The 25,021-nt window shown below is 68.9% G+C and carries 23 protein-coding genes and 3 pseudogenes; 5 read left to right on the forward strand and 21 right to left on the reverse strand.

Annotated elements, in window-relative coordinates; translation table 11 throughout:
* Positions 1-403 precede the first annotated feature (403 nt).
* Positions 404-958, reverse strand: a complete 555-nt coding sequence (locus tag V6V89_RS32195; protein ID WP_334623309.1) for a Uma2 family endonuclease — start codon at positions 956-958, stop codon at positions 404-406.
* 35 nt (positions 959-993) lie between these two features.
* Here V6V89_RS32195 and V6V89_RS32200 point away from each other — a divergent pair, with 35 nt between their 5' ends.
* Entirely contained in the window at positions 994-1,248 is a 255-nt protein-coding gene (locus V6V89_RS32200) for a hypothetical protein (protein ID WP_334623310.1), read from the forward strand.
* 61 nt (positions 1,249-1,309) lie between these two features.
* Here V6V89_RS32200 and V6V89_RS32205 read toward each other — a convergent pair whose 3' ends face one another.
* Positions 1,310-4,036: an AfsR/SARP family transcriptional regulator gene (locus V6V89_RS32205; protein ID WP_334623311.1), complete on the reverse strand. Its 2,727-nt coding sequence runs from the start codon at positions 4,034-4,036 to the stop codon at positions 1,310-1,312.
* Between the two features lie 93 nt (positions 4,037-4,129).
* On the opposite strand from V6V89_RS32205, the gene V6V89_RS32210 reads away from it, so the two are divergent.
* Entirely contained in the window at positions 4,130-4,597 is a 468-nt protein-coding gene (locus tag V6V89_RS32210; protein WP_334623312.1) for a hypothetical protein, read from the forward strand.
* Between the two features lie 268 nt (positions 4,598-4,865).
* On the opposite strand, the gene V6V89_RS32215 is transcribed toward V6V89_RS32210, so the two are convergent.
* From V6V89_RS32215 to V6V89_RS32255, 9 genes are all read right to left on the reverse strand, one after another.
* Positions 4,866-5,054 (reverse strand): hypothetical protein, encoded by a 189-nt coding sequence (locus V6V89_RS32215; RefSeq protein WP_334623313.1) that lies wholly within the window; start codon positions 5,052-5,054, stop codon positions 4,866-4,868.
* Positions 5,055-5,394: 340 nt separating this feature from the next.
* A complete protein-coding gene (locus tag V6V89_RS32220; protein ID WP_334623314.1) occupies positions 5,395-5,601 on the reverse strand; it encodes a hypothetical protein in 207 nt (68 codons plus the stop codon).
* A 222-nt stretch (positions 5,602-5,823) separates the two neighbouring features.
* Positions 5,824-6,138 carry a helix-turn-helix domain-containing protein gene (locus V6V89_RS32225; protein ID WP_334623315.1) on the reverse strand — a complete coding sequence of 105 codons (315 nt, stop codon included), beginning with the start codon at positions 6,136-6,138 and terminating at the stop codon, positions 5,824-5,826.
* A 1,290-nt stretch (positions 6,139-7,428) separates the two neighbouring features.
* Positions 7,429-8,784, reverse strand: coding sequence for a hypothetical protein (locus V6V89_RS32230; RefSeq protein ID WP_334623316.1), 1,356 nt, complete (start codon positions 8,782-8,784; stop codon positions 7,429-7,431).
* 32 nt (positions 8,785-8,816) lie between these two features.
* The gene (locus tag V6V89_RS32235; protein WP_334623317.1) at positions 8,817-9,776 is read right to left on the reverse strand and encodes a hypothetical protein; all 960 of its coding nucleotides are present in this window, start codon (positions 9,774-9,776) and stop codon (positions 8,817-8,819) included.
* A complete protein-coding gene (locus V6V89_RS32240) occupies positions 9,773-12,253 on the reverse strand; it encodes an Hsp70 family protein (RefSeq protein ID WP_334623318.1) in 2,481 nt (826 codons plus the stop codon). Before V6V89_RS32240 ends, V6V89_RS32235 begins: the two co-directional genes overlap by 4 nt.
* A complete protein-coding gene (locus V6V89_RS32245; RefSeq protein ID WP_334623319.1) occupies positions 12,246-12,809 on the reverse strand; it encodes a hypothetical protein in 564 nt (187 codons plus the stop codon). The genes V6V89_RS32240 and V6V89_RS32245 overlap by 8 nt, the downstream gene beginning before the upstream one ends.
* Positions 12,806-13,903, reverse strand: coding sequence for a serine/threonine-protein kinase (locus tag V6V89_RS32250; protein WP_334623320.1), 1,098 nt, complete (start codon positions 13,901-13,903; stop codon positions 12,806-12,808). Before V6V89_RS32250 ends, V6V89_RS32245 begins: the two co-directional genes overlap by 4 nt.
* Positions 13,900-15,228 (reverse strand): hypothetical protein, encoded by a 1,329-nt coding sequence (locus V6V89_RS32255; protein WP_334623321.1) that lies wholly within the window; start codon positions 15,226-15,228, stop codon positions 13,900-13,902. The genes V6V89_RS32250 and V6V89_RS32255 overlap by 4 nt, the downstream gene beginning before the upstream one ends.
* Positions 15,229-15,386: 158 nt before the next feature.
* Between V6V89_RS32255 and V6V89_RS32260 the strand changes: the two genes are divergently transcribed.
* Positions 15,387-16,892 carry a serine/threonine-protein kinase gene (locus V6V89_RS32260; RefSeq protein WP_334623322.1) on the forward strand — a complete coding sequence of 502 codons (1,506 nt, stop codon included), beginning with the start codon at positions 15,387-15,389 and terminating at the stop codon, positions 16,890-16,892.
* Positions 16,893-16,899: 7 nt separating this feature from the next.
* Here V6V89_RS32260 and V6V89_RS32265 read toward each other — a convergent pair whose 3' ends face one another.
* Complete coding sequence (locus tag V6V89_RS32265; protein ID WP_334623323.1) at positions 16,900-17,688, reverse strand: hypothetical protein; 789 nt, start codon at positions 17,686-17,688, stop codon at positions 16,900-16,902.
* Positions 17,689-17,712: 24 nt separating this feature from the next.
* On the opposite strand from V6V89_RS32265, the gene V6V89_RS32270 reads away from it, so the two are divergent.
* The gene (locus V6V89_RS32270) at positions 17,713-17,892 is read left to right on the forward strand and encodes a hypothetical protein (RefSeq protein WP_334623324.1); all 180 of its coding nucleotides are present in this window, start codon (positions 17,713-17,715) and stop codon (positions 17,890-17,892) included.
* A 41-nt stretch (positions 17,893-17,933) separates the two neighbouring features.
* On the opposite strand, the pseudogene V6V89_RS32275 reads toward V6V89_RS32270, so the two are convergent.
* Positions 17,934-18,065 (reverse strand): annotated as a pseudogene (locus tag V6V89_RS32275) (IS5 family transposase); the annotation flags it as partial.
* Between the two features lie 361 nt (positions 18,066-18,426).
* On the opposite strand from V6V89_RS32275, the gene V6V89_RS32280 reads away from it, so the two are divergent.
* Positions 18,427-18,729: a cold-shock protein gene (locus V6V89_RS32280; protein ID WP_334623325.1), complete on the forward strand. Its 303-nt coding sequence runs from the start codon at positions 18,427-18,429 to the stop codon at positions 18,727-18,729.
* A 98-nt stretch (positions 18,730-18,827) separates the two neighbouring features.
* Here V6V89_RS32280 and V6V89_RS32285 read toward each other — a convergent pair.
* The 8 genes and pseudogenes from V6V89_RS32285 to V6V89_RS32315 form a co-directional block, all read right to left on the reverse strand.
* A pseudogene (locus V6V89_RS32285) lies at positions 18,828-19,046 on the reverse strand (integrase core domain-containing protein); the annotation flags it as partial.
* A gap of 917 nt (positions 19,047-19,963) precedes the next feature.
* On the reverse strand, positions 19,964-20,137 hold the full coding sequence (locus V6V89_RS32290; protein ID WP_334623326.1) for a DUF1062 domain-containing protein: 174 nt from the start codon (positions 20,135-20,137) through the stop codon (positions 19,964-19,966).
* 40 nt (positions 20,138-20,177) lie between these two features.
* Positions 20,178-20,333: pseudogene (locus V6V89_RS41910) on the reverse strand (DUF1062 domain-containing protein); the annotation flags it as partial.
* Positions 20,334-20,576: 243 nt separating this feature from the next.
* A complete protein-coding gene (locus V6V89_RS32295; protein WP_334623327.1) occupies positions 20,577-21,056 on the reverse strand; it encodes a hypothetical protein in 480 nt (159 codons plus the stop codon).
* Between the two features lie 38 nt (positions 21,057-21,094).
* The gene (locus V6V89_RS32300) at positions 21,095-21,604 is read right to left on the reverse strand and encodes a P-loop NTPase fold protein (RefSeq protein ID WP_334623328.1); all 510 of its coding nucleotides are present in this window, start codon (positions 21,602-21,604) and stop codon (positions 21,095-21,097) included.
* Positions 21,605-21,709: 105 nt separating this feature from the next.
* Positions 21,710-22,027, reverse strand: coding sequence for a hypothetical protein (locus V6V89_RS32305; RefSeq protein ID WP_334623348.1), 318 nt, complete (start codon positions 22,025-22,027; stop codon positions 21,710-21,712).
* Positions 22,028-22,097: 70 nt separating this feature from the next.
* Complete coding sequence (locus tag V6V89_RS32310; RefSeq protein ID WP_334623329.1) at positions 22,098-23,306, reverse strand: SGNH/GDSL hydrolase family protein; 1,209 nt, start codon at positions 23,304-23,306, stop codon at positions 22,098-22,100.
* Between the two features lie 80 nt (positions 23,307-23,386).
* Positions 23,387-24,826, reverse strand: coding sequence for a right-handed parallel beta-helix repeat-containing protein (locus V6V89_RS32315; RefSeq protein ID WP_334623330.1), 1,440 nt, complete (start codon positions 24,824-24,826; stop codon positions 23,387-23,389).
* Between the last annotated feature and the right edge of the window lie 195 nt (positions 24,827-25,021).

Genomic DNA, 25,021 nt, shown 5'->3' on the forward strand with positions numbered 1-25,021 from the left:
TCGCTGACCAGCAACGACTCAGAACCGATCACACTCGCGTGCCTACGAACTGCGGAACTCGGGGGCCGGCGCGGCCCGCTTTGCGAGCCGCCTTGATACAGCAAGAGAAGAATTTGGCAATAAGCCGCACTGGCCGCACTGGCCGCTGAAGCTTGACCGACAGTCAAGGCGCGCTATCCGCCGCGAACTTGACCGATCTTGGTCCCCAGGACACAAAGGGCCGATCCGAGATCGGATCAACCCTCTGGCCTGCGTCGGGACGGCCAGATTCGAACCGACGACCCCTTGACCCCCAGGGTAGTCCAGTGCGCCAGCGACATGCTCAGGCACGTTTGCCCAGGTCGCCTGAAGTATAAACCGGTCGAGTAAAGGAGTCGGAGCGCTCGCCCAACCGCGAGGGGACTTACGCAGGACGCGGGGCAATCAGATCATCAATGGCAAGGTCCGTAGCGGTGTACGGGACGGGAATGCGCTCCCCGTGAAGGTATTCGACGCGCGTCCGGTACCCGGTGGCGATGGGACCGGTGTGCTCGTAGATCGCCTCTTGGGTGATTACCCAGTACACCCGGTAACCCGCCTGTCCATACAGCCTGGCCTTCACATTGAGATCCTGGATCAGGGCCTCGTCGGCAACTTCGACCACGAGCAGCACATCGGAAGCGTCCCAGATCGACAGCCTTGACCCCACGGTGCCGATTGGATCCGCATCCGCCCGACGCACCCAACAGTCGGGGTCAGGAAGCGACTCCCCCGTCGGCAGGGTCGCGGTCGTCACCCGCACCCCGGACCGCGGCAGCAGCGCCAGAAGCTGACCGACCGTATCACCGTGCCAGGAACCGATCACCACTGGCCAGATCTCTCCTTCAACGAGCTCCACCCGGTGGTCAAAGGCTCCGGCTTCCGATGCGCGCACGAACTCGCTCTGGCTCCATCGGTAGGCGAGCACGGGCTGAGTCATGGTTCCGAGCCTACCAACCAGCCCCACTACGAACGGTGTTAGACGGCGTACCGTCGAACAACAGGGCCCGGGGCTGCTGCCCGCCGCGCCGCACCACCGCGACGGTGTGCGTGGGTGCCCAGGTCGACGGCCAGCCGTACGGGTTCGTCCACCGGCGCATGGTACTGACCGCCGCCCACCCCGATGTGCGAAGGTTGGCCGTGCTCTTCAAAGGCCTGGTCTACGCGATGCTGCTCTTCATCCTCATCGGCGCCGTCGGTATCTGGCTCCGCCGCCACCGCGGCCGCTAACCCGCCCCGTGCGCCGCGCTCCTCCCTGATCACGGGCGGCTTCGGCGGGCATCGTCGGGAGTCAGTGGCGAAGGCGAGAGCGTAAGCGGTCGGCGTCCACGTGGCCCAGGTCGTCGAGGATGGCGAGCGCACGGCCGTGGGCATGCCACGCCGCACCCGCGTCCGCCGCCAACTCGTGCGCGTCCGCCAACCGCACCAGCGTCTGCGCGCTGTAGTACCGGCTGCCTAACTCCTCGTAGATGTCCAACGCCCGCCGGTAACAGTCGATCGCCCGCTCATACCGCCCCAGGCTGTGGTGCGCGTACCCCAGGCTGTCCAGGGCAATCGCCGCGTTGTGCCGGTTGCCGTGCCGCTCATGCAACCCCAGCGCCCGCTCACAGTGCCGCAACGCGCGCTCGTACTCCCCCACTTGCGCCAGGCTCCACCCGACCGAGTTCAACGCCAACGCCTCACCCACAACGTGCCCCGCACCGCGAAACAACGCCAGCGCACGCTCCGCGCGCCCTAACGCCTCGGCATGCCACTCCCGCTCCCCCAGCAGGATCGCCACATTCAGGTGCGTATACGCGGCACCCGCCGCGTGGCCGGCCCTCTCATACCGCTCCAGCGCCGCCGAAAAGTGCGGCTCCGCCTCCTCGTACCGGTGCAGCAGCGTATACACCCGGCCCAGCGCCCGGTGCGCGAAAGCCTGCCACACCACATCACCGGACCGCCGCGCCGACGCCAACGCCATGCCCTGCGTGGCAATCCAGTCCTGCCAGCGTCCACCACGATCCAGGAAGCTCACCATCAACCACGCCAGCGGCGCCACATGGCCGTCGAACCCGGCCTCGGCGGCCGCCCCCACCGCCGCCACCAGCACTGCCCGCTCCGCCGCGAACCAGGCCATCGCGTCCGCGTACCCATCGAACGCCACCACCACGGCGCCTGGCGCCGCCGCAGCCACCGTAACCGAGTCACGCAGCGGCGACACCAGCCGATCCCCGGCCCCTGCCGCGTACACGTAGTAATCCAGCATCCGGCGAGCCGCCCCCCGCCGCGCCGGCGCCTCCTCCACCTCCCGCACCAACTCCGCCGCGTATGCGCGCAGCAGATCATGGAACGCGAACCGCCCCGCCCGCGCCGTCAACAGGCTCGCCGCCACCAGCTCCGCCAGCAGCGGCCCCGCCTCAGCAACCGGCGCGCCCGCCAAGCTCGCCGCCGCCCGCACATCCAGATCCGGCCCTGGATGCAGGCCCAGCAGCCGGAACAGCCGAGCCGCCGCCGGCGACAGGATCCGGTACGACCACGAGAACACCGCCCGCACGTCCGTCGCCGGGTCATCACCGGCGAACGCACCCAGCCCGGCCCGTGCCTCCCGCAGGTCCGCCGCCAACTCCGCCAGCGGTACCAACGGCCGGGTGATCGCCCGCGCCGCCACCACCGCCAGAGCCAGCGGCAGCCGCCCACACGCCGCCACTACCTGTGCCGCCGCCTCCGGCTCCGCCGCCACCCGCTCCACGCCCACCCGACGGCCCAGCAGCCGCCCCGCCTCGTCCGCGCGGGGCAGGTCCAGCACCACCGGATACGCCCCGTCCGCCGCCACCAAACCGGTCAGCTCGCAGCGGCTCGTCACCAGCGCCATACACCCCGGTGCCCCCGGCAGCAACGGCCGCACCTGCTCCGCGTCCCGGGCGTTGTCCAGCACCACCAGCACCCGCTTGCCCGCCAACACGCTGCGATACAGGTTCACCTGCGCCGCAACGCTCGCCGGGATCCGCTGCGCAGGCACCTCGAACGCGTCCAGCAACACCCGGACCGCCTCCGCCGTCGACACCGCCTCACCGCTCGGATCGAACCCGCGCAGGTTCACGTACACCTGGCCGTCCGGGAATCGGTCCGCCATCCGGTGCGCCCAGTGCACGGCGAGGGCCGTCTTGCCCACACCCGCCGGCCCTGCCACCACCACCGTCACCATCGCGCCCGGCGCCCACCGGGAGTCCACAGTGGCCAACTCCGCCGCCCGGCCCGTGAAGTACGGCAGGTCTGCCGGCAGCTGCGCCGGCCGCGGACCCGCCGCGGGCTCCCCGATCAGGACCATCCGCTCCAGGCGCCGCAGCTCCGCGCCCGGTTCCAACCCCAACTGGTCACGCAGCAACGCCCGCGTCCGCCGGTACGCCGCCAGGGCCTCACCCTGCCGACCTTGCCCGTACAGGGCTCGCATCAACTGGCCAGTCAGCCGCTCCCGGTACGGGTGCCGCTCCACCAACTCCACCAGCTCACCGATCAGGCCACCCGGTGGCCCCAGCGACAGGTCCGCCTCCACGCGCTGCTCGATCGCCGCCAGCCGCAGCTCCTCCAGCCGCGCCACCTCGATCGCCACCGCCGGCTCGTCCGCCAGATCCTCGTACGGCCGGCCGCGCCACCCCTCCAACGCTGCCCGTAGCCGGCCGGTCGCCGACGCCGGGTCACCCGCTGCCAGGGCGGCCTCACCGGCCTGCAGGGCGTCGGCGAACCGGGCCGCATCCAGCTCACCCCGGTCCAACAGCAGGCTGTACCCGGTGCGGCGCCGCCCTGGCAGCCGCTCGCCGCCGAGCACGGCGCGCAGCCGGTGCACGTACAGGTAGACGTTGTCGACCGCCGACCGGGGCGGCCGCGGCCACAGCGCGTCAACGAGCGCCTCGACGGTGACGGCTTCGCCGGCGCGGCCGAGCAGCACGGCCAGCAGCAGCCGTTGCCGTGGCGGGCCTAGCGGCAGCGACCGACCATCGTCGATCACCGCAACCGGGCCGAGCACCCGAAAGTCCACAGACACCACCCCCGTTGATGGCGTGCAAGAAACCATATAGGCGCCGCGTCCAAGCTGGGTAGCGCTCACGCAACTCCCAGATAGGAGGCGACAGTGAAGGTCCTGACAACCCCGAGACGGCTGCTGACGGCCATCGTGATGGCGGCCCTGATGTCCGGGCTGGTGGTCGTGGCACAGCCCGCACCGCAGACCGCGTTAGCGGCGGCGTGCCCGACGCCGGGCTGCGGCGGCAAGCTCAACAACCAGGTCAGCCGTGACATCTTCGTCACCAACTGCTGGCACGACGTGTCCGACTCGTGGGCGGGTGCCACGCCGCCATGTGTGCAGAGCTACTCGCAGAACCGGTATAACGCCGCCTGGTACGTCAGCCCAGGGGGCCTGTCGACGAACCTCGGCCGGTACTACTACGACGTGGACGCCTTCCAGGCACCGGCCGGCTGCGTTACGGCCGGCTACTTCAGCGGGCCGAGCCAGTTCACGATCGACCGCCGTGGCCGCAGCGCGTTGTGGAAGCGCGTCTACGGCACGGGCACCGCTTTCATCACCGGCATCCAGTGCTGACCTGAGGCGCTGGGCTCTTCGGTGCCAGGGCTCACCTTTGTGTGGGCCCTGGCACGTGGCGGCCAACGGTGTGATGGCTTGGGCGGCCGCCGATACGACGGTGGCAGTGAGATGGCGATCGGCGCGATCGCTGTCGTGGCCGTTGTCCGTGCCGTTCGATCGAGCGCGCGTGGGACGATCTCCTCCCGAATGATCTGGCTGGTGAAAAGGGCGGCGGTGGAGTCGCATCTCCGTCGACCATACCGTCCCAAAGCCAGGCGCCAATCAGTCAGTCGCCTACACCGACGCCGAGCAGGACATCCCCGAAAAGGCCACCGCTGACCACCGCCGGCCCTTCGGGTGGATCGTCGTACCAGGTCCACTGGAACGGTCCGTTCCTGCTCCATCGGGCGGCAGGCGTCGAGCTCGACTCGTCGCCGCCAAGCCAGGTGTCCGGACCGGCAGGAAATATCGGCACTGCGGATATCCTGCTGGACAACAGCAGATACGGGACTGAGTACCGCTTGACCGCTCAGGGTTCGGCATTCGCTGATCTGACCGGCAGCGGCACACCCACGGCTGACAAATGCGAGCAAAGCCTACAGACGATTCCGGTTAACGACGCACCGGCCGAGCATGGCACAACCCTCTGTGTCTGGACGAACGGCAGCAATCTAACGATGATCAAGGTCACGGACAAGCGGAACGACGGCCTCATGCTCACCGTCACTCAATGGACCTAATCGCTACGCCAATGTCCGCGCTTGGGGCGCTGCGCATGAGGTCTTGACCCATTCGCCGGCCACACCTGCCGCCGGTTAGCGGCGGTTGGCCGCGCGGCCCCTGCGTCTCTTTGGAGCCAGAGCATCGCCAGCTCGCGCCATCAGGTTCCAGGCCGGGTCCAGGTCGCGGAAGAGCACGCGGACGGCGGCGGCCGGGTGGTGGGGTGCGTTGTCGACCACGCCGCTGAGGCGGCCCATCCGATGTCCGGGCAGCGGCGAAGCCGAGTCCGCCGCATCGGGCACAGCGGACCTGGTGTGCGGGATCGTGTCGGTAGCAGCGCAGGCACAGCGGTCCCTCGCTGGTGCGTTTGTTCACCGGCCGTACCCGCAGACATCGGGCGCACGCCTCAGCCCGCAGGTTGGCGTAACAGGCGTTGCAGACACCGGCCGCCGAGCCGGGCCGTAGCCGTTTACCGTCACGGCCGCAGTCCTCGCAGCGGCCGACTGGGCGGACCACAGTGGACGTCAGCTGTTGTCGGGACGGCGGATCTTGGCCCGGACCGGTCGAAGATCACCCACGCCGGACTTGGCGGTCTCGCCGCCCGCGACCGTCTTGCGGACCTGCTGTGGTGCCGCGACGACTTCAACAAGATCCTGCGGCCCGCAGCCAAGGACGTCGCACAGCGCGGCGAAGACGTCCATGTTGAGCCGCTGCGGGGCCTGGGTGACCAGGCGGTAGACCTGCTCACGGGACAGGTGCACACCACGTTCGGCCAGCAGCGGCTCAACTCGCTGGTCTGGAACATCCCGCGGGTGGCCATGACCTGTCGCAGATGCCATTGGAAGGTCATCTTCTTCATCGCGGATCGCCTTCCTGCGGTGCGTACACCCGGGCGAGGGCTCGTCCCAGGACCCGGTTCTTGAAGTCGTTGCTAACGGATGTGTATATCGCTGTCGTTGACGCGTACCGGTGCCCGCCCTGCTCCTCCAGTTGTGGAGTCGGGCGTGGACGCTCGACGCGTTTGTGGGAACCTCCCGCCTGTCGGTTATCCGCCCCCGCGATGCTTTCCGTGCGGGTGGGCTGAAGTGTCGTCCGGAGGGGCATTGGGCATGAATATCGACCTTGGAGCGCTGTGGGCTGCCGCTGGAGTCCTCGCTGGCCTCCAAATCACCGCGTTCGCCCTTCGGATCAACAGGGAGATCGCGGTGGGCCGTGAACGCGGAATCACCTGGCTTCCCCTCGCTGACATGCTCAACCTCCTTTCGCTCCTGACGCTGGTTCCAGACCAGTGTCCAATCCAGACACTCGGCTCGTGCCGTGCGCACCCAGCGTTCCACGAACGCGTTCGCACGCGGCGCCCACGGTGGAATCCTCACCACCTCAACACCCGCAGCACCGAAGACCGCGTCGAACGCGCCGGTAAACCTCGCATCCCGATCCCGGATCAAATACCGGAACCGTCGCCCATGCTCTTCCAAGTCCATCAGCAGGTTGCGTGCCTACTCGTCCTGTGCCGCCATGGTCTTGGGCAGGCACCGCGCATCCTACCGAGATTGCCGACACCCGCACCCCAAGGTTGCGGCACTCCCCCACGATCCGCAGGTATCCCCAGCGGAGGTTCTCCCATGCCAACCAAAGGACCAACACCACAACCCGTTCCTCCAGGCCGCACGAGTCACGCCCCTTCCCACGATAGATCCACCGCCGGGCGATCAACTCCCGACGCCACCGCAGCAGCGTCGCGGGCGTGACCAGGAAGACCGCCCACCGCTCGCGAGGCAACACCTTCGCCAACCCGGCCAGCAGCACCCGATCCATCCGCGTATACCGCAGACGCGGAACCTAACCGCGCAGCACCGCCAACTGGTGCCGCAACACCGCGATCTCCACCACGTCCGCCTCCGGTGCCGGACCGCACCCCAGAACTCCCAGAAACCGGCGAACGATCATCAAGGCGACCGTTTGAACTACCACACCATCGACCCTGCCCGGCCGCATCCAACCAGGCCAGAGGCGTCACCCTGACGTGGCAGCCCACAGGGCACCCGCTCAACCTTGGCTGCGACGCTCGATCCTGGCGCGGCGTGGGTTACCTGGCCCAGACGCGAACACGCAGCTCGGGGCCGGGATCAGGACGTGCTGATGTCCAGCACCGCGGTGTTTCCGCGTAGCCCAAGGACCTTGAGCTTGACCGTCTTGTCGCGGTTGCCGAAGGACCCCTCACCCCCCGATCCCAGCGTCAGTAGGCCGGAGTCGTGTGACACGTTCACGCGCGACGGGGTCACCGAGATCTTGAACTTGAAGCCGCTCACGGCCACGTCAGCCGAACCGTTCACCTGGATCTGGCATTTGCCGGACCGGCACGCCGCCACGTTCGTGCCGTCGGCTGCCTTCGGCAGCTCGGTCGAGGCGGGCGTGGGCGGTTCGCAGGCCGGGGCAAGGTTGTATGCGGCGAGCAGGCCCGGGTCGGTCGCCACGGCGGATGGCAGATCCGACTCCTTGGGTTTGATCGACTTGAGCGTCTTGGCCACCTCGGCGGCCTCCGCCTTCAGCTCCCCGATCGGCCGTGAGCCCCGCATGTGGAGGTCCCCTTCGTGCTTCGGCAGCTTCTGCGTGGCCGCCTGTACGGCGGTGAGGAGGCGCGACTGGTACTCGTCCGCACCTGCGACCCCGGTCGGAGGTAGCGAGCCCAGATGCTCGGCGATCTGGTTCACCGAACGGGCCGCCGACGAGATGTAGTTCGCCAGCGTGTGTCCAGCGAACTGGGCGAACCGCGGATCGGTAAACTCTGGGCTGGCCAACGGATCAGTGTCCAGCGCGAGCAGTGATTCCGTGGTGTCACACATCGCGGTCGACCACGCCACCAGCGTCCGCACCCGTTCATCGTGCTGCTTCAGCGGCGTGCAACTGGGCGCCAGGTTGTAGGAGGAGATAAGCGCCGGCGTGCCTTCGACCAGTGCCACGAGCTTTGGTCTCTGCGGCTCGATCTTGGCGATGACCGCGCCTATCCGCTTCGCTTCGGCGATCTGCTCCTCGTCAGGCACTGACGTCCGCGGGGCCTCTTCCTTGGGCGGCAGCTGCGCGCGGACCTTGCCCACCTGCTCCACCAGTCCGGCGACATGTGCCTCCGCCGCCGGGACTCCGCTGGGCGTCAACTCGTTCAATGTCTTGTTCACCGAGTCGACCGACCTGACCACGGTGTCTACATAGATCTCGGCTCGAGAGCCGAGTACTGGGTCCACGCCCGGGCTCGCGCCGGGCGATGGGGCCAGCTCCTTCTCCAGCTCGGCGAACTCTCCGCGCAGTTGGTCGATCTGCTGCACCTGCGTGCAGATCGTTTCGGACCATATGACCAGCGCGCGGGTGGCGGGTGGCGGCGGTGTGGGCGGCGTGGGCCGTTCCTCGGCTGACGAACACCCTGCGAGCAGCAGCACGAGTACCAGCAAGGGCGTCAGCCATGAGGCCTTGGCGAGCGAATGTTCCATCGTGGACTCTCCTCTTCCTTCGACCTTCGGTGCTATCGAGGACCTGGCTCGGTTGGGGTGAGGATCAGGCTGGCCGTACGGTTGCGGGCGGCCTGTTCGAACGGACCCTCCCGCTGGTCGGCGGTGCGAATGGTGAACGCGGTCAGCGGCAGGTGCGCGGCGTCGGCGAGCCGTCGGGCGGCGATATGTGCCCGGTCCAGCGCCGTTCCGCTGCCGCCGCTGGTCCGGCCGCCCGGCACGGCCACGCTGTGCCCCACGACCGTGATGGACGCGTCCAGCTTCGCCAGTTGGCGACCCACGTCGGTGAGCAGGTCGGCGCCGGTGCTGGTCAACCGGAGCTCGCTGCTGAACAGCCCATCGCGGAAGTAGATCTCGACCGCCTCCGGCCGGCGTTTGACGATGACTCCCGGCATGGCCAGCGCCTTGCTGATGGCGTCCAGCTGGGCGGTCCGGCGTCGCGTGGCGGCGGTCTGGTCCGCTTCGATCCGGTCGAGTTGGCGGCGCAGGTCTTCGGCGCGGCGTCGCTCGGCGAGCACCGGGTCGGCCGACGGGGCGGAGGCTGGCGGGGCAGAGGCTGGCGGGGCAGAGGCTGGCGGGGCAGAGGCTGGATGCGCTCTGGGCGTGGGCTCGCCGGGTAGGACGACCACGCCGGCGGCGAGCAGGACGGCGAGCGTGCTGCCGGCCGTGGCGAGCACCACGGCCTGCCCGATGGGCCGCTGCCGGCGCTTCCCGGCCAGGATCGCGGCGATCACGGCCCGGCCCCGGGCCGCCGTCGCGTTTGCGGGGTCGAGTTCGAGCACCCGGGCCCAGTGCTGGTCGGCCTCGGGCCATCGGCCCTGCTGGCCGCGGATACGGGCGAGCAGGTCCAGCACCGCAGGGTCGTCGTCGGGCAGGTCGGTGAGGAGCACGGCGGCGGCGTCCAGGTCGCCACGGCGCGCGATCGCGGCGGCACGGCTGACCGCCAGTCCCGTCCGCAAGGCGGTCGTGCTCACAGCTCGTCCACCCAGACGACCTGCGACCGCTCCTGCTGCGGCAGCAGCCGGGCCAGGCGAGCGTTCACCGACGCCACTGCCCGCTCGTCGCCCGCGGCCACCGCGCGCCGGCCCTCCTGGACCAGGGCGGCGGCCTGCCCGGTGGGCCGCATCTGTCCCTCCATCTCGCACAGCGCGTGGAAGAGCCCGATCGCCCAGCCGGGCTGCCGCCGTTCCACCGACATGACCAGGCCGGTGACCGCCTCGGTCGCCGTCGTGACGCGGGCCAGGTAGCCGCTGGCAATCGCGTCCTCGGCCCGCCGTTCCAGCTCGGCCAACTGCTGACGGTCCTGGTGTTGGCCGGCACTGGACACGACCTGCCGGGCCTCCGCCAGGCAGTCGCGGAGGTCGGCGACAGCGGCCGGCAGCTGCGCCGCCTCCTCGATCTGGTCCAGCCGCGCGTGTGCCTCCCGCAGCCGGTCTTCCGCAGCGGCAGCGGACCCGGGGTCGGTTTCCGCGGTACGGATCTCACCCTCCGCGATCTGCACCAGGGACTCCCGGTCCAGCTGGTCGAGAAGGTCCCGGGCCTTCGACGACTGCGGTTCGTCCGCGCGTACCTCCCGCAGGCGGCGCTTCGCCTCGTCGAGCTCCGCCTTCAGGGCCTCGATCGGCGGCGTCCGCACGTCGTCGAGGTTGATCTCCGCCTCGACCTGGACGTCGGCGATCTCCACCTCGGCCATCACGGTGACCATGTTGGAGACGTCCGCCTCGAAGGTCACCTCCACCGGGGTACCGGCTGGCAGGTCGAACCGGACGTCGGTCGAGCGGATCTCCAGCATCCCGACCTGGCGGTTCCGGTCGGCCCGAGCGTGTTCGCCCTGCACGACGGGGATCCGCACCACGGCATCGGCGTCTGACCGGTCCAGCCTGCCGGTGGTCGCATACCGCCCGTGACCCTTCGTCGGCAGGGCAACACCCTTCCTCAGTACCGGTGAGAACACCCGGTCCGCGAGCTGGATACCGAGGGAGTGGCCCAGGCCGGCGCCGCCGAACTCGACGCTGCGGTGCGTGATCGCCAATGTGTACGGCGCCAACCGCTGCGGTACGCCGGTCGAGTCGGTCACCTCGACCGTGAACCGGGATGTCCTGTGTGGATCGATCGAGACTTCGGTGGCGAAGGCGCCTTCGGCGTTCAGCGCGATGCGGCTCGACCGGAACGGCGGCTGGCCCTCCGGGTTGGCCAGCACCACCCCGTACCCGGTCCAGTTCACCGGTTCGGCGGCGTGCAGCTTTCCGGCGACCGTCGGGCCGGTGGTGGAGACGCTCGGCTCGTACTCCAGCTGCAGTGCGAACTCGCCGACAGCCGGCTGGAATGACCGCTGGGGACGGCGCACGGTGCTGGCGAAGATCGCCGCTCCGCGTGCCACCACGGTGGTCGGGTCGAGGCTCGTGTCCAGCGGGATGCCGATACCGTCGGTGCGGTCGGCAAGCCGTTCCCGAAGGCCGGGAGCGAGGGTGGTGCCGCCGACCAGTACGAGCCGGTCGATGTCGTCCGGTCCCAGACCGCTTTCGGCCAGCGCCTTGCGGCACAGGTTCATCGCCCGCACGTAGAACGGCTCCGCGACCCGGTCGAAGTCGCCGCGGCGAAGCGTGTAGCTGAAGTCCGCCCGGCTGCGGTCCGGGAGAAGTAGCTCGATCTCCACCGTCTCCAGATCCCGGCCGGTGAGCTGTATCTTCGCCTGCTCGGCCGCCTCCTTCAGGTTCGCGAAGTTGCCCAGCCAGACCGGATTCTCCCGGTGGAACTCCGGCAGGCCCAGCTCCTGCGCGGCCGCGGGAGCGAGGATCTGCTCCACCACGGCCCAGTCGATGTCCTTTCCGCCGAGCCGGCGGTCACCGGCGTGGTTCAGCACCCGCAGGTCGCCGTCGCGTTTGGACACCACCGCCGCGTCGAAGGTGCCACCGCCGAAGTCGAATACCATCCAGTACCCGCGGTCCTGGGCCTCGTTGAACCCGTACGCGAAGGCCGCGGCGGTCGGCTCCTGGACGAGCGGACATCCCTCGCCGAAGCCCGCGAGGGCGGCCGCGTCCAGCGTGGCCTTGTTCTGGTTCAACGAGAACGCGGCCGGCACCGTGACCACCGCCAGGTCCGGTGCGGTGCCGGTGGCACGCGTCGCATCCGCCCGCAGAGACTTGAGCACTTCCGCGGACAGCTGCGGTGGGGTCATGCTCACGCGACCCTTCACGAACTCCTTGCGGATGTCGGCAAGCCCCATGTCCAGCTTGAACTCGGCCGTGGCGTTGTCCGGATCGCTCGCCGCCTTCGCCCGCGCCCGCCGGCCCACCCGGACCTCGCCCGGCCCCGGGATCCACACCGCCGATGGTGTGATGTCCCAGCCCTCGACGTCTTTGATCACGACCGCGGTGCCGTCCTGCCCTACGACCGCGATCGCGCTGTTGGTGGTACCGAGGTCGATACCGAAGTCGATGGTGTCACGCATGGTCACTCCTCGCCTCATGGTCCTTGCCGGGGGTGCCGACGACTACCTGCTCCACCTGGATCAGGCGTCGGTGCAGATAGACCGCCGGGCGTACGGTCTGGATGACGGTCTCGACCCGCAGCGCCATCTCCTCCTGGTACGCCAGCACTTCGACCGTCCAACCTGGATTGAACTCGGCACCTTCGTGGTCCTGGATCCGCAGGCCGGCGTCGTCGAGAGCTTCGGCACACTTGTCCAACAGCCGTCCGGTCTGCTTGTCCCGGGCGGTGGACGGCTCGCCGTTCCGGTTGAACCGCCGCCGCGCCCGCCACAGTTCGCTGGCGGCCTTCACCAACGCCGCTTCATCCGTCGCGGCCGGCGGATGGCTGGGTTCGGGCTGCCCGGCGGCCGTAGGCGTCTCGGGCTCGATGTCGCCTCGCGCGTGGGCCAGGGCCTCGCTCAGCAGCGTCTCCAGCTGGCTCAGCTGAGGTCCGGTCCATGCCGGCGGCTCGATCCGGAACGCCCGGTGGTGCCGGCGCTGCCGCATGCCCTCCAGCAGCCTGGTCACAGACCTCATGCCGTCACCCCGCGTCGCCAGAGCAGCACTGTGGACAGGTACCGGACCCGCAGGTCCGGGGACTGGTTGACCGCCTCTTCGAGCAGGTCGGCCGCCCGGTCCAGCTGGCCGGCCTGCCGGGACAGACCCAACGCCTGCTCGGCCAGTCGCAGCGCCCGTGGGCTCGGTGGCGGTAGGGGACCAGCGGCATCGGCGGCATCAGACCCCGGAGCATTGCTCGCCAGAGCGGGGTTGGCCGTACCCGCGAGCAGCCGCCGCCGGGTCCGCAGCTGGTCGGCGAGGACGCCCGCCGACCCGGTCCGCCTGGCCGGATCGACCTCGAGCATGGCCAGCACGATCCGGTCCAGGTGCTCGTCCACCTCCGGGCTGTACCGGCTGGGCGGCAGCGGCGGCCGTGCGAACCGGGCCGGCGAGTACGACGACAGCCGCGACCCGTCGTCGTACGGCAGGCAGTCGGTCAGCAGCAGGTACACGATCGTGCCAACCGACCACATGTCACCGGCCCGGGAGTAGGCGTGCCCACGTAGCACCTCCGGCGCCATGAACGCGAAGGTGCCCTGTGCGCCGGCCAGCTTGGTGACCGGGTCGGCACGCCGGGCCAGACCGAAGTCACTGATCCGCAGCCGCATACCGGTGCCGTCGTACCCGATCAGGATGTTCGCCAGGGTGAGGTCGCGGTGCAGCACCGGCGGGTCCTGCCGGTGCGCGGCGTCCAACCCGCTGGCGAGCTGCTCAGCCACCTCCACGGCCAGCTCCACGCGCAGCGTCGGCGGGTACGCGTGTACCAGACGCTCCAGGCTGCCGCCGGCGACGTACTCCATGGTGAAGTAGCCGCGGGAGCCCTCCGGCGTGTGCACCGCACCGGCATCGAACACCCGCACGATGTTCGGATGCCCGAGGGTGGACAGCAGCCGCGCCTCCCCCAGCAGCGTCCTTGTCTGGTCCAATGTAGACCGCTGTTTGAAGACTTTCATCGCCTGCCAGCCCAGGAACTCGTGGCGCACCCGGTACACCTCGGCGAAGGCACCCTCGCCGAGCAGCCGGTCGACGACGAGCGTGTCGGTGACCTGGTGACCGGTCTCCAGCAGGCTCACCGGTCCCCCTGCAGGAGGAAACAGAAGACCAGCATCGCGACAACCACCACCGCCACGGCGATCACCGCGCATCCCACCCGGACGGTCGTGTCGTCGCCCGTACGGGTATCCCCGGTCGCGCCGCCGCCCAGGTCGGCAAGCATCCGCTGGACCGCACCGCGCGGATCGTCGTCGGACATGTCGTCGAGGATCCGCCGCAGAAACTGCTCGGCAGCCCACCTGCCCCTGAGCCGTTGCAGCTTGAGCGCCAACGCCCAGACGTCGTTGAGCTCTCGCTCCGCCCTCCGCATCCCTTGGCGGTTGGTGTCGATCGTCTCCTCGGTCATCGGGTCGGTGGCCAGCGCGTCGGCCTGCCACAACCACGCCTGGACCGTGTTGTCGTACTTGCCGTCGTCGAGGAAGCGGCGAAAGGCGCAGTTGTTCAGCACGACCGCCGTGCGGTTGCACAGCACCGCCGTGCGCCGGCTCCCGTCGCGGGGGATGAGCCCTTCCAGCCTGGCCAGGGCCGGATTGACCGCCTCTCGCACCATCGCCACGACCTCGTCGGGATCATCGGAGTCCGCGCGAGCGTGCAAGTCACCGACCAGGGACTCGAGCTCCTCGTACAGCGGTTCGGCGGCCTCCTCGAGCAGCCAGTCCGCATCCGCTCGCGACACCGGCCAGTCGTCGATGCCCTTGCGGAGCGGAGCCGGGTACCGCGCCGAGGCCGCCAGTGCCAGAAGCGGCTTCACCAGCAGCTTCGGCAGCTCGCCTTTCAACACGTCCACAGCGGACACGTCCAGTTGCCGGTCGTCCAGTCGCTCGACGCGGTGGCGTAGATGCCGCCAGAACGACGCCGACCGCACCGTCCTGGACCACGATCCGGCCGCCAGGTCCCACGCAGCCGGCAGCTCGCCGGCCATCGTCGCGGCCAGCAGCTCGTCGGGGTCGATGTCGATCGCCTCCGCGTGCGCGGTCACCGCGGTGTCGTGCTGCTGGTGTACGAGCGCCGGGCACTCGCAGCCGTCGGGTTCCCCCCACGCGGCGAACACCTCGTGCACGAGCCGGCGACGCGGGTCCCCGAGCAGCACGTCGAAGGCGGCCCGGACCGCGTCCGGATCCCGCGAGGAGCCCAGCTCGTCGACGTCCGCGCCCAGCTTCAACGCGGCCACCAACTGCTGCTGCCGTCGCCGCGCGCCGGTACGGTCCACAGTGGCTGGCAGGCCGGTCAGCCGGAACGCGTTCTGCCGGTACAGGTGCGGCCCGGCCAGCTCGCGCATACCCGCCCGCACGACCTCACCCGGGTCACGCCCCCGGGCGAACGCCGTCCCATCGCGCTGGCTCATGCGTCGGACGGTAGGTGCGCGGGATCGGGACCTCTCCCGGGTGGCGCGCGCGGGTACGATGTCGCAAGGTGTATTCGGGACATTGACCTCGTGTGGGCACGTCCGAGGACCAATGTCAAAGTAGGGCAGGAAACGCTTCCCAGGTCAGGGGGTCACGGGTGGCGCCGGACGAGGGCGACGAGACTCCGCAGGGGCCATCCCGCACGGCCGGCGGGGAGCTCCTCGCCGGCCGTTTCCGGGCGGCCGGCGGCCGACCCGTCCGCGAGGGCCGCGGCGAGGTCCTCTACGCCCACGACGAAAAGCTGGGCCGGGAGGTCGTCCTCAAGCGGACCAGCCCGGGTGAGGCGCGGGCCTTCGCGCGGGTACGGCACCGGCACATCGTCACGGTCTACGACGTTCTGGAGATCGACGACGAAACCTACCGCGGCACGTGGCTGGTCATGGAACGGCTATCCGGCGGCAGCCTGGCCGGCCAGCGGTTCGACCACCAGCAGGCGGCCAGGATCGGCGAGCAGATCGCCGATGCGCTGACCGCCCTGCACAGCGCCGGTCTGGTCCACTGTGACGTGAAGCCGGCAAACGTGGTTCGCGACCGGGACGGCACGGTGAAGCTGGCGGACTTCGACGCCGCGCAGAGGATCGGCGGGGCGGACACGATCTCGCCCGAGACCCCGATCGCGTATACCACCAACTACGCCGCGCCGGAGCTGATCAATGGATTGCCGGTGGCCGCATGCGACGTGTTCTCGCTCGGCGCCACCGTGCACGCCCTGGTCACCGGCCTGCCGCCGCGCCCATGGGCGGAGGAGAACCCAGACAGCGCCGGGATGGCCGGCCTGGCCGCCCGCCCCGAGGGTATCGAGATCCACGACGCGGCTGGCCCGCTGCGCCCGGTACTGGAAAAGCTGCTCAACGCCGCGCGGCAGCACCGCCCGACCGCCGAACAGGCCCGACGGATGCTGGCCGAGTTCGCACAGGCTTCCGCCTCATCGGCTCTGCCGGTGGGCGGGGCGGTCACGCCGCTGCCGCCGGCCGCGGCCGGCGAGACGCCGGCCGTACGCCCATGGCGCGGTCGGCGGGCGCTCGGCGCGATCGCGGCCGCGATGGCCGTCGCGCTGACCGTCGGCATCTTCGTCTGGCGCGACAATGGCGGGGAATCCGGCGCTGACCCGCCGGCCGCATTGCCAAGCCCCAGTGCCAGCGCCAAGCCGGACACGAGCCGGACTCCGCCGCCGAAGCCTGCCGCGACAACGGCTACGGCGACGACGCCGACACCCCGCGCGGCCGGTGCGCCTGGCCACAACAATCGAGCGATCACCACCCGATCAGACCCGCCCCGGAGCTCGGACGCCCCACGCGGGCCACGAATCGAGGTGTCCATCGGGCCGCGAACCTCCGCCGAGGGCTGCTCGGGAAACTGCTTCTTCATCGAGTTCCTCGCCACCGGGCTGGAGCCCGGCACGGACTACCACTTCCAACCGTGGTCCGACGTCTGGGGCCGGGCGAACCCCGGCGTGACGTTGAACGCTGGCGACGACGGCACGGTCCACTCCGACGAACGCTTCCCGTTCGACGGCGACAACCACCGGGTGTGGGTAATCGGAAAGTCCGAGGACGGCGGCGGCCAGTTCACATCCAACACAATCATCTGGCCGAGCGACTAGCGACCCGTCATTCGCCGCCATCGATCAGCCTGAGGTCGCCGGGGGTCAGGGTGGCGGTCTTGACGGTCAGCTCGACCAGGAGGTTGTGGCTGAGCTTGTTGCCGACCGGCGGGTCGACTTCGGCCTCCACCACGCCGCGAACCCCTTTCGCGTGCAGGTGCAGCCGGACCGGCTCGACGACGTGGTCGACCTTCCGCAAGGTCCACCTCTCGCCCGGCCAGAGCTCGTTGAGGTGGTCTACCGTGCCTTGCCTGGTCAGCGGCTGTGGGTCCAGGTCGCCGCTGCGCAGATAGCGCTGGCCGAGGACGACCAGCACCCGCCGCTGCCGCGGGGTGAGTGGCCAGACGATCTGTTCCACTGTGCGCCCGTCCGGGACCGGGTACGGCTGCCGCCCTCCGTCCGGGCCGTTGATGTACAGGTGCAGGATGTGTTTGCGGTCGTTCGACCCGGTGATGACCAGCGTGGTGTGTCCCGGGTCCAGCGGATACTCCTCGTCGGCCTTGTGGACCCGGCGGCCGCCTGAGATCTCGATGGGCAACGATCCGGTGTTCCGCAGCCACCACCACTGCTGCCGGTGGACCAGCACGCCGTGGGTACGGCTGACTCGCAGGTCGTCCTCGCCGAGTCGCATACCCTCCGCGGCCGGATCCGGGGCGCGTCCGAAACACAGCCGGCCCCCGGGACGAGCCTCCACCGCGACCGCGCCGTTGAACCCCCGTACGACGAGTGCGTCCGGGCTTGTCCAGGGCTTGCCCTGGCGCGGCACACTGCCACCGTCGATTCGCGCGATCGCCATGATCTCCTCCCATGCTGTCACCACGTGTGGTGGGACATCCTGACCCGACCCGACCGGGAGATGTCCCGCCCGCAACCTGACCTGGAAGCCGACCTCGCTGCCCGCGTCAACGGCCGGTACCTCGTCGGCCACAATATCGGCGTGGACATGGCCTGGATGTGGGCGATCCGCAGTCGCTCAACCAGCAGGTGGCCGAGGTGGTGAGGGTGTACGCCTTGTCGGCCAGAATCCGTTCAGGAAGGGATGAACTGCGGGCTGTCGCCGCGTTGCCCGGCGGTCAGCACGATCGATAACGGCTTCTGGCCTTGCCCGCAGACCAGGTGCAACTTGGTGGTCAGCCCGCCCCGCGAACGGCCCAGCGCGTGATCGGCCGGCTCGAGACGAACTCCGCCGGGCGGCTCGGCCTGCCGATCCCGACCGCACGGGCTGAGGCAGTAACGGCTCCAGCACCACCCACTGCGCGTCGGTCAGGTCGAACCGCCTCGTCACCGCTAGGGTGTCCACGAGGTCTCCTGGTTCCGCGTTCGTCTTCGTCGATGAACCATCTACCGGAGACCTCACCCATTTTCGATCATTGACACGCCGACCAACACGAACAGTGACAGTGGCCACCCAAGAACTTCCCACTCACGGCCAGCTAGGGAGTGACCGTGAATGACGGCCTTCACGGTGGCGACGGCCCGGGCTCTACGCTGTACTCTGCCGACTGCGCAGCCGCCGAACGTACGAGGAGCCGTCATGGCCGAGGGGATTGTCCTCTGGTTCAACTTGGAGAAGGGCGAAGGCGCGGTCCGACCTGACGGCTGGGCCTCTTCCCCGATGCCGAGTCAGCACCGCAGATGGTGGCGCAGGCGCCGGCAGTCGTACTCGGCGTCCTATGAACCGGCGGAAGTCGTTGAACCGGCGGGAATCCCCTTTCGCCGCTCCGAGATCCAGATGAAGGGCTACCAGGACGTCGAGGAGGGGCAGCGCGTGTCGTTCGCTATCCAGCGCCTCCCGAGCGGCAGCCTCGAGGCGACCCATGTAGTCCCGCTCGAATAACCCCGCTCCGACCGCAGCTTCAGCTCCCCGTAACTAGTACACCCAGGCACCAATCCGACGTCCACCACTCGGTGCCAGGCCGCGACCGTGGGAACCTGTCAACGCTCCGCGAATTTTGGTTCTGGCCCACTTTTCGGATGCTCGTTCAGCGGCGAACGCTGCGTGAGGCTCTGGTGCGGACGGTGTTCGTTGAAATGCCGCACATAATCGGTCAGCACCCGGTGGGCGTGTCGTTCGTTGTAGAGCAACACGTGGTCGGTGCACTCCTGCCGGACACTGCGCACGAACCGCTCCGCGAAGCAGTTCGCCCGCGGCGTACGCGGCGGCGTCTTGACCCCTGCATACCTTCACCAGCAACCACCGCATCGAACGCGGGCGTGAACTTCGCATCCCGATCCCGGACCAGAAACCGGAACGACGCGGTCCGCTCCCCAGGTCGAAGACCAAGTTTCGGGCCTGCTGCGCGGTCCACTCCCCCGTCGGATGCGCGGTGACGCCGATCAAGTACACCCGGCGCGTCACAGTCCCTTCGCCTGGGTACGCAAGAACTGCCGCCTACTCGTGTCGGTTCCGTGGCGCCGGGCCCATACCCTGGGCGGCCAGAATCCGGCGGATCGTGCCGGCACCCATCCGGTACCCCAAGCCACCAGTTCACCCTGGATCCTCCGGTGCCCCCATCCAGGGTTGTCCCGCGCCAGCCGTAGCACCAGATTCCGAATCTCCTGGCTGACCGGCGGACGGCCAGGCCGGTTCGGATACGTCCACCTCCACGCGACCAGCCGCCGGTGCCAGCCCAGCAAAGTGCCCGGGGTGACCAGGCGATGGGCACCCAACCACGTCGGCAACACCAGCGTCAGCGCGGAGATCACCGCCCGATCCGACCACTCCAACCGCGGCTTGCCGGCCGGGCGGCGCATCACCACGCGTCAGCAAGACCAGCCAACCCAAAACCTGAACCAGCGCCAGGTATACCAGCCGGAACACCACCCTGGCATCGTCCACCCGGACGGCGAAACCGCAGCTCACCTACGGTGTGACGAGTTCCGGCACGGTACACGGTGGTGCCGGTCGTGTTGGCCCTCTCTCCGGGGTCGGCGGGTAGGTCCGGCTCCGGAGTGTCGTTTGTGGACCCGTCGTCGAACCAGGTGTCCCAACAGAACGAGAACTCCTAGACGAGGTCATCGTCAAGTTGATCGCCTTGGGATCCGGGCCACAAGGCGGACCGAGACGTCGATCACCTCATGTCAAAGCGATCCGATCCGCCGGTGTCGAGGCGCCAGGCGTTGTCCCATTCGAGGGTGATGCGATTGTGGCATCGCACGGCCGGACCCTGGAGCAGCTCGGTTGCCAGGCCGGCATCGTTGTCGTGCAACTGGTCCAGCACCTCGGGCCGCGTGGAGCCGCGCATTCATCCACTCCAGGACCGTGAGCTTCGCAGGGTCCCCGCAGGCGGTGCAGAGCGCGAGGAGCCAGGCGTCGAGCAGCTTGTGGCTTGCGTTGACGTGAAATTTGCTGCTTGCCCGGAAGTGCTCGGACGCGCACGAGTGGCAACGGCGCAGGACGAGCGGCAGGCAGGTGGGCACGACGGCCCAGTCTTTGGGCATAGGAGTACACCGGTTTCAGTGAGAAGTCCGCAGCAGGAAGGAACGCGGCGCATGCGCGCTGCGCGACGAATCAGCGCTCGGGAGGTCTCACAGGGTGTACAACGGAGTGTCCTTGGCTAGACGAAGTTGCTCGGCAGCACGGTATCGGCCCGCAGCACCGCTGGTCCACTGGTTTCCCGAGCCTCAACGCCATGGCTGGCCCACGCACGGTCCCGTGGAGACCGGCCACCGGTATTGGCGGCGCTAAAGAAAGATCGCAGCTGTGGTGCCGATCGACGGGTTGGCGGCGAGGAGCTTGCACAGGTCTTCGGAGCCGAGAAGGTTGGCGCGTAGCCGGTCTGGCACGTGAGCGTTGACGAGAGACTGGTGCAGTGCCTCCTTGCGGGCGGTCCAATCGGCGTCCTCTGGTAGCTCCGCCACGGGTGCCTCCAGCAGCGAGAGCACCGTATCCCGTTCGGTGGTGCCGATCTGGCGGCCGAGGGCGGCTCGCAGGTGCGGCCAGCGGATCGCCAGGACGGCCAGCTTCGTCACCTCGGCGAGTGTGTCGGGCGCTGGGAGGCCGGCCGTAATGCGTTCCTGCCGGATGACCGCGTAGAAACGGAAGACGTTGACGAATCGCTTGATCTCTCGTGGGTTCTTGCCCAGAGTGCCGGCGACCGCCGTGACGACCTCCTCCACCTCGGGGTCGTCGGGGCGTAGGCGCCGCCGCAGCTCCCGGCGCATCGCCGCACGTGTCTCCGGGCTGAACCCACTGCCCGCTACTACGCCCTGGCGCTCTTCCTGGGCCGCGGCCGCAGCTTCCGAGATGTCCTCGATCGACGGTTGTCGCCGCCGGATGCCCGCCGCGATGCGACCGACCTCGCGCTCGTCGACGGCGCCGTCGCGCGCGCCCCGGCAGCGGTGGGCCGGAAACGGTCCACGAGGGTGGCACCGAGGAACTCGTTCGCTTGATCCGACCGGAGTGCGAGCAGGCTGATCGGCAGCTGGATAATCTTGTCCAGGAAGCGCCAGCCCAGCGTGCGAACCTCGCCCCAGTAGTCGTCATCGGTCAGCGCCTCCACGAGTGGCTGGTACGCCACCTCGATGTGCGCGGCGATCATCTCGGGCTCCATCGCGACGACGAAGACGCAGTTGGGAAACTGCCCCGCCAGGAACAGGTTGATCGCCTCGATGGCCTGGGCGACCGTCGAGGGCGAGCAGCGGTCGAGGTCGTCGACGAAAATGACGACCGGATGCTCGTCCGTCGCGACGAGATCGAGTACCCGGCGCATGTCGCCACCGCCGGCCGCACCGCACAGACGATCGTCCGGCTCGGCTACGGCCCACCGACCTCACCATCACCGCGCCGGCCGGTGGAGGACGTCCTGGTCCATCAGTCACAGGATGCCGAGTAGCAGCTGCGCGATGAGGATTTTGGCAAGCATGGCGGCCGGGAACGCGGTGGTGTAGCCAAGCTCCGGTAGCTCATTGTCGGCCTGCTCGTCGGCGAAGACCAGCGTCGCCGGTTGGGTGCACATGCCGGCCAATACCCCGGTCGCCACCCCCATGGGCAGCCGCAGCAGCTTGTGGCCGATCGTGAGGACACCGAACGCCAGCGTCAGGCAGACCGCGAACGCGGCGACGAGCAGGATCCAGCCACCCGCGGTCGCGATCGTCGAGGCGAACGACTGCCCGGCGCGGGTGCCGATGCCGATGCCGGCGAGGTTTGCTTGGGTCTAGGCAGTTGTCGCCCGGTGCGTCGCGCGGGCTTTCGTAGGCGTACGGTCAGGACGTGATCATGGCCAGGTCGACCTCTTCGGCCATCCTTTGCATGCCAGCGTCATTGGGATGCAGCCAGTCGGTATGGGCGTACGCGGGCAGCATGGCTGACGGGTTGCTCGGATCTCGCAGGGCGGCGTCATAGTCGACAACCCCGTCAAACGCCCCGCTGGTGCGGATCCAGTTGTTGAGCGCCTGCCTGGTGGCCTCCCGGGCGGTGGTGTACGGGGTGGATCCGCCGAACGGCAGAATCGTGCCGCCGTAGATCTGGACCCCGCTGGCGTGCGCCATGTCGATCAGCGTCTGGTACGCGGCGCGGAGGTCCCAGGAGGTGACCGGTGGATTGCTCGGGGTGGTGATGTCGTTTATGCCCTCCAGCAGGATCACGCGCGTAACACCCGAATGGCTCAACGCGTCGTGCGCGAACCGGTTGAGGGCGCTGAGGCCACTGGTAGGTCCACCGTCCCGGAGCACCGAGTTTCTGGAGAGGCCGGCGTTGACGACGCCGAGCAGCGGTGCGCCACCGGACTCCGTCCACATGCGGCGCGCGAGGTAATCCGGGTACCGCCGGTTCGTCAGCGGGGTCGACGAGTACCCGTCGGTGATCGAGTCACCGAACGCCACGACGGTGCCGGTGGCACTCGCACTGACCACGTCGAGTCCACTGAGGAAGTACCACCCGCTGAGCCGCCCTGGATAGTTGGTGCTCGCGTCATCGGCCGCGAAGTTGCCGGCGTTGGACAGGTAAGTGGTCATCAAGGAGTCCGGGTGGTGCGTGGACGGGCCGGTGGTACCAGGCACGTAGACGCTGATCAGCAGGTTCTGCCCTGCGATCACGGTCATGTCGGCTGGATCGCTGAACCGCTCCTGCCCGGCCGGGATGGTCACCGTGCCGGCGCCGCCGAACGTCAGCCGATGGTGGGTGCCGGGCTTCGTGATGCCACCGAGACTCTGCTCGGCCAGATCGACGTGGCCGATGACAAGCGGGGAGGTGCCGCGCAGGTTGGAGAGCCGCACCCGCGGCGCCGTGCCACCGCTCGAGGCGTACACCACGTGCCGGATGGTCTGATTGGTGAAACTCGTCCCACCGCTGTTGACCGACGGGCCCCAGATGCCGACCCGGGCACCCGCAGCAAGCGCGTCGCCGCCCGGCTCGATCACCAGCCCGACGGCCGCGAGCAGGCCGAGGACGGTGGCGATGACCAACCGAGGCACGTGAGGCGGGGCGGTCCTGCGGTGGGGCGAGCCAGGTATGGTGCCCGCTGTCCGCGTACGGGGTGATGTCTCGAGCACGGCTAACCAATCGAGTTGTAGATAGGGACCCAGCCGAGGCTGGCGCCGGTTGACGAGAAGACTTCCATCTTCCGGACGACCGACCCGGGCGTGCTGGCGACCACGCTGTTGCCCACGCCGAGACCGCCGATGGCGATCACCTTGCCGGTGGTCTTGAGGCTGCCCGAGGCAGTGATGAGCCCCTCCGCGCTGCGCCGCATGACGACGGTGCCGGCAGGCGCCGCGTGGTGGACGGCACCATGCACCTCGTTCCAGGCGAGCGACACCTCCGTCGCGTTGTCGTGCACCCAGACCGCCGGCGACGTGGGGTGCGCCTGCCGGGCATGGTTGGCCGCGACCACGGTGCGGTTGGTGCCGCGGTTGACGGCGATGCAGGTGACCTTGTGGTTGGCGTCGGAGTTTTCGATCCGGTTGCCCACCACTGTGGCGTCACTGACGAAGATCAGGTTGATGTTTCCGTCGTTGTTGCGGAGCACGTTGCCGGTGATGGTCACCCCGAACGCTCGGGTGGTTACGACGCTATCCGGCTGGTCGTCCCTCAATTTCACGCCTCGCGCACCGTCCACCTCGATGCCCCGCCCGATGCACCCGTACACCGTGTTGTCGGCTACGACGAGGTTGGTGACGTCCTGGCAGTAGACGCCGGCCTGCCCACACTCGGTGATGGTGTTACCAGAGATAACCGTGCGGTCGCCGCCGGCCCAGACGCAGATGCCGTCGAAGTAGTTCGACGTCGTGCCGTTCCACGGCAGGCCGCTCTGTCCCTCGTCGGTCGACGGCCAGTCCATCGCCACGTGATTGTTGACGATCCGCACGTCCTTGCCGTTGGTCGTGATGCCGGTGCGCGTCCCCTCGGTGGTGCAGTTCGTAATGGTGATGTCGTCGGACCTCGGCGCTGGACTGTCGTAGACGACGATGCCGTTGAACCGCGTGTTGTAGACGTGTACACCGTCCACGACGATCGCCCGCGATGACGAGACGCGAACACCGTCGTACTGGTGGAGCCGGTCGGCGTCACGCACGGTCAGGCCGAGCACTTTCACCCGCAGGCAGTCCCGCAGCTGCAGCACGGCCTTCCCGCCCAAGACCGAGGCCGCCGACCCGGCCAGGGAGAGCGTGGCGCCATGGCCGGAGATGACGCTGTCGGACAGTCCGGTCGCGTTGACCTGGTCGCTGACCTTGAAGATCCGGCCAGCCGGGAAGTAAACACTCTTGTTCGGGTTGGCCGACCTGGCGGCGTTCAGCGCGGCCTGGATCGCGGCGGTGTCATCCGTCGTGCCATCACCGGCCGCGCCGTGATCGAGGACCGATATCCAACCCTCACCTGTCGCCGCCGCAGCCGCCACGGCCGGCGCGGCGTGCATCATCGTGCCTGCGCCCGTGACGCCACCGATGACCGCCGTGGACACCACACCCGCGCGCAGCGCATCCCGCCTACTCAACGACCCCATTGAATGTATCCCTCCCCGCGATCCAGGCTGTTCGCAGCCTAAGAACTACGCAGACTACACACCGCCGCACGGTCCATGTGGCCCCTCGAAGGTCGGCGGGCCCGGCGATGACCATCTGCGCCGTTCGATCACTTTGCAGCCCCAGCAGCACTCCATAGTGGTGCAGTCCAAAGCTGGGGAATCAAG

The sequence above is a fragment of the Micromonospora sp. CPCC 206061 genome (assembly GCF_036906915.1).
Lineage (GTDB): Bacteria > Actinomycetota > Actinomycetes > Mycobacteriales > Micromonosporaceae > Phytohabitans.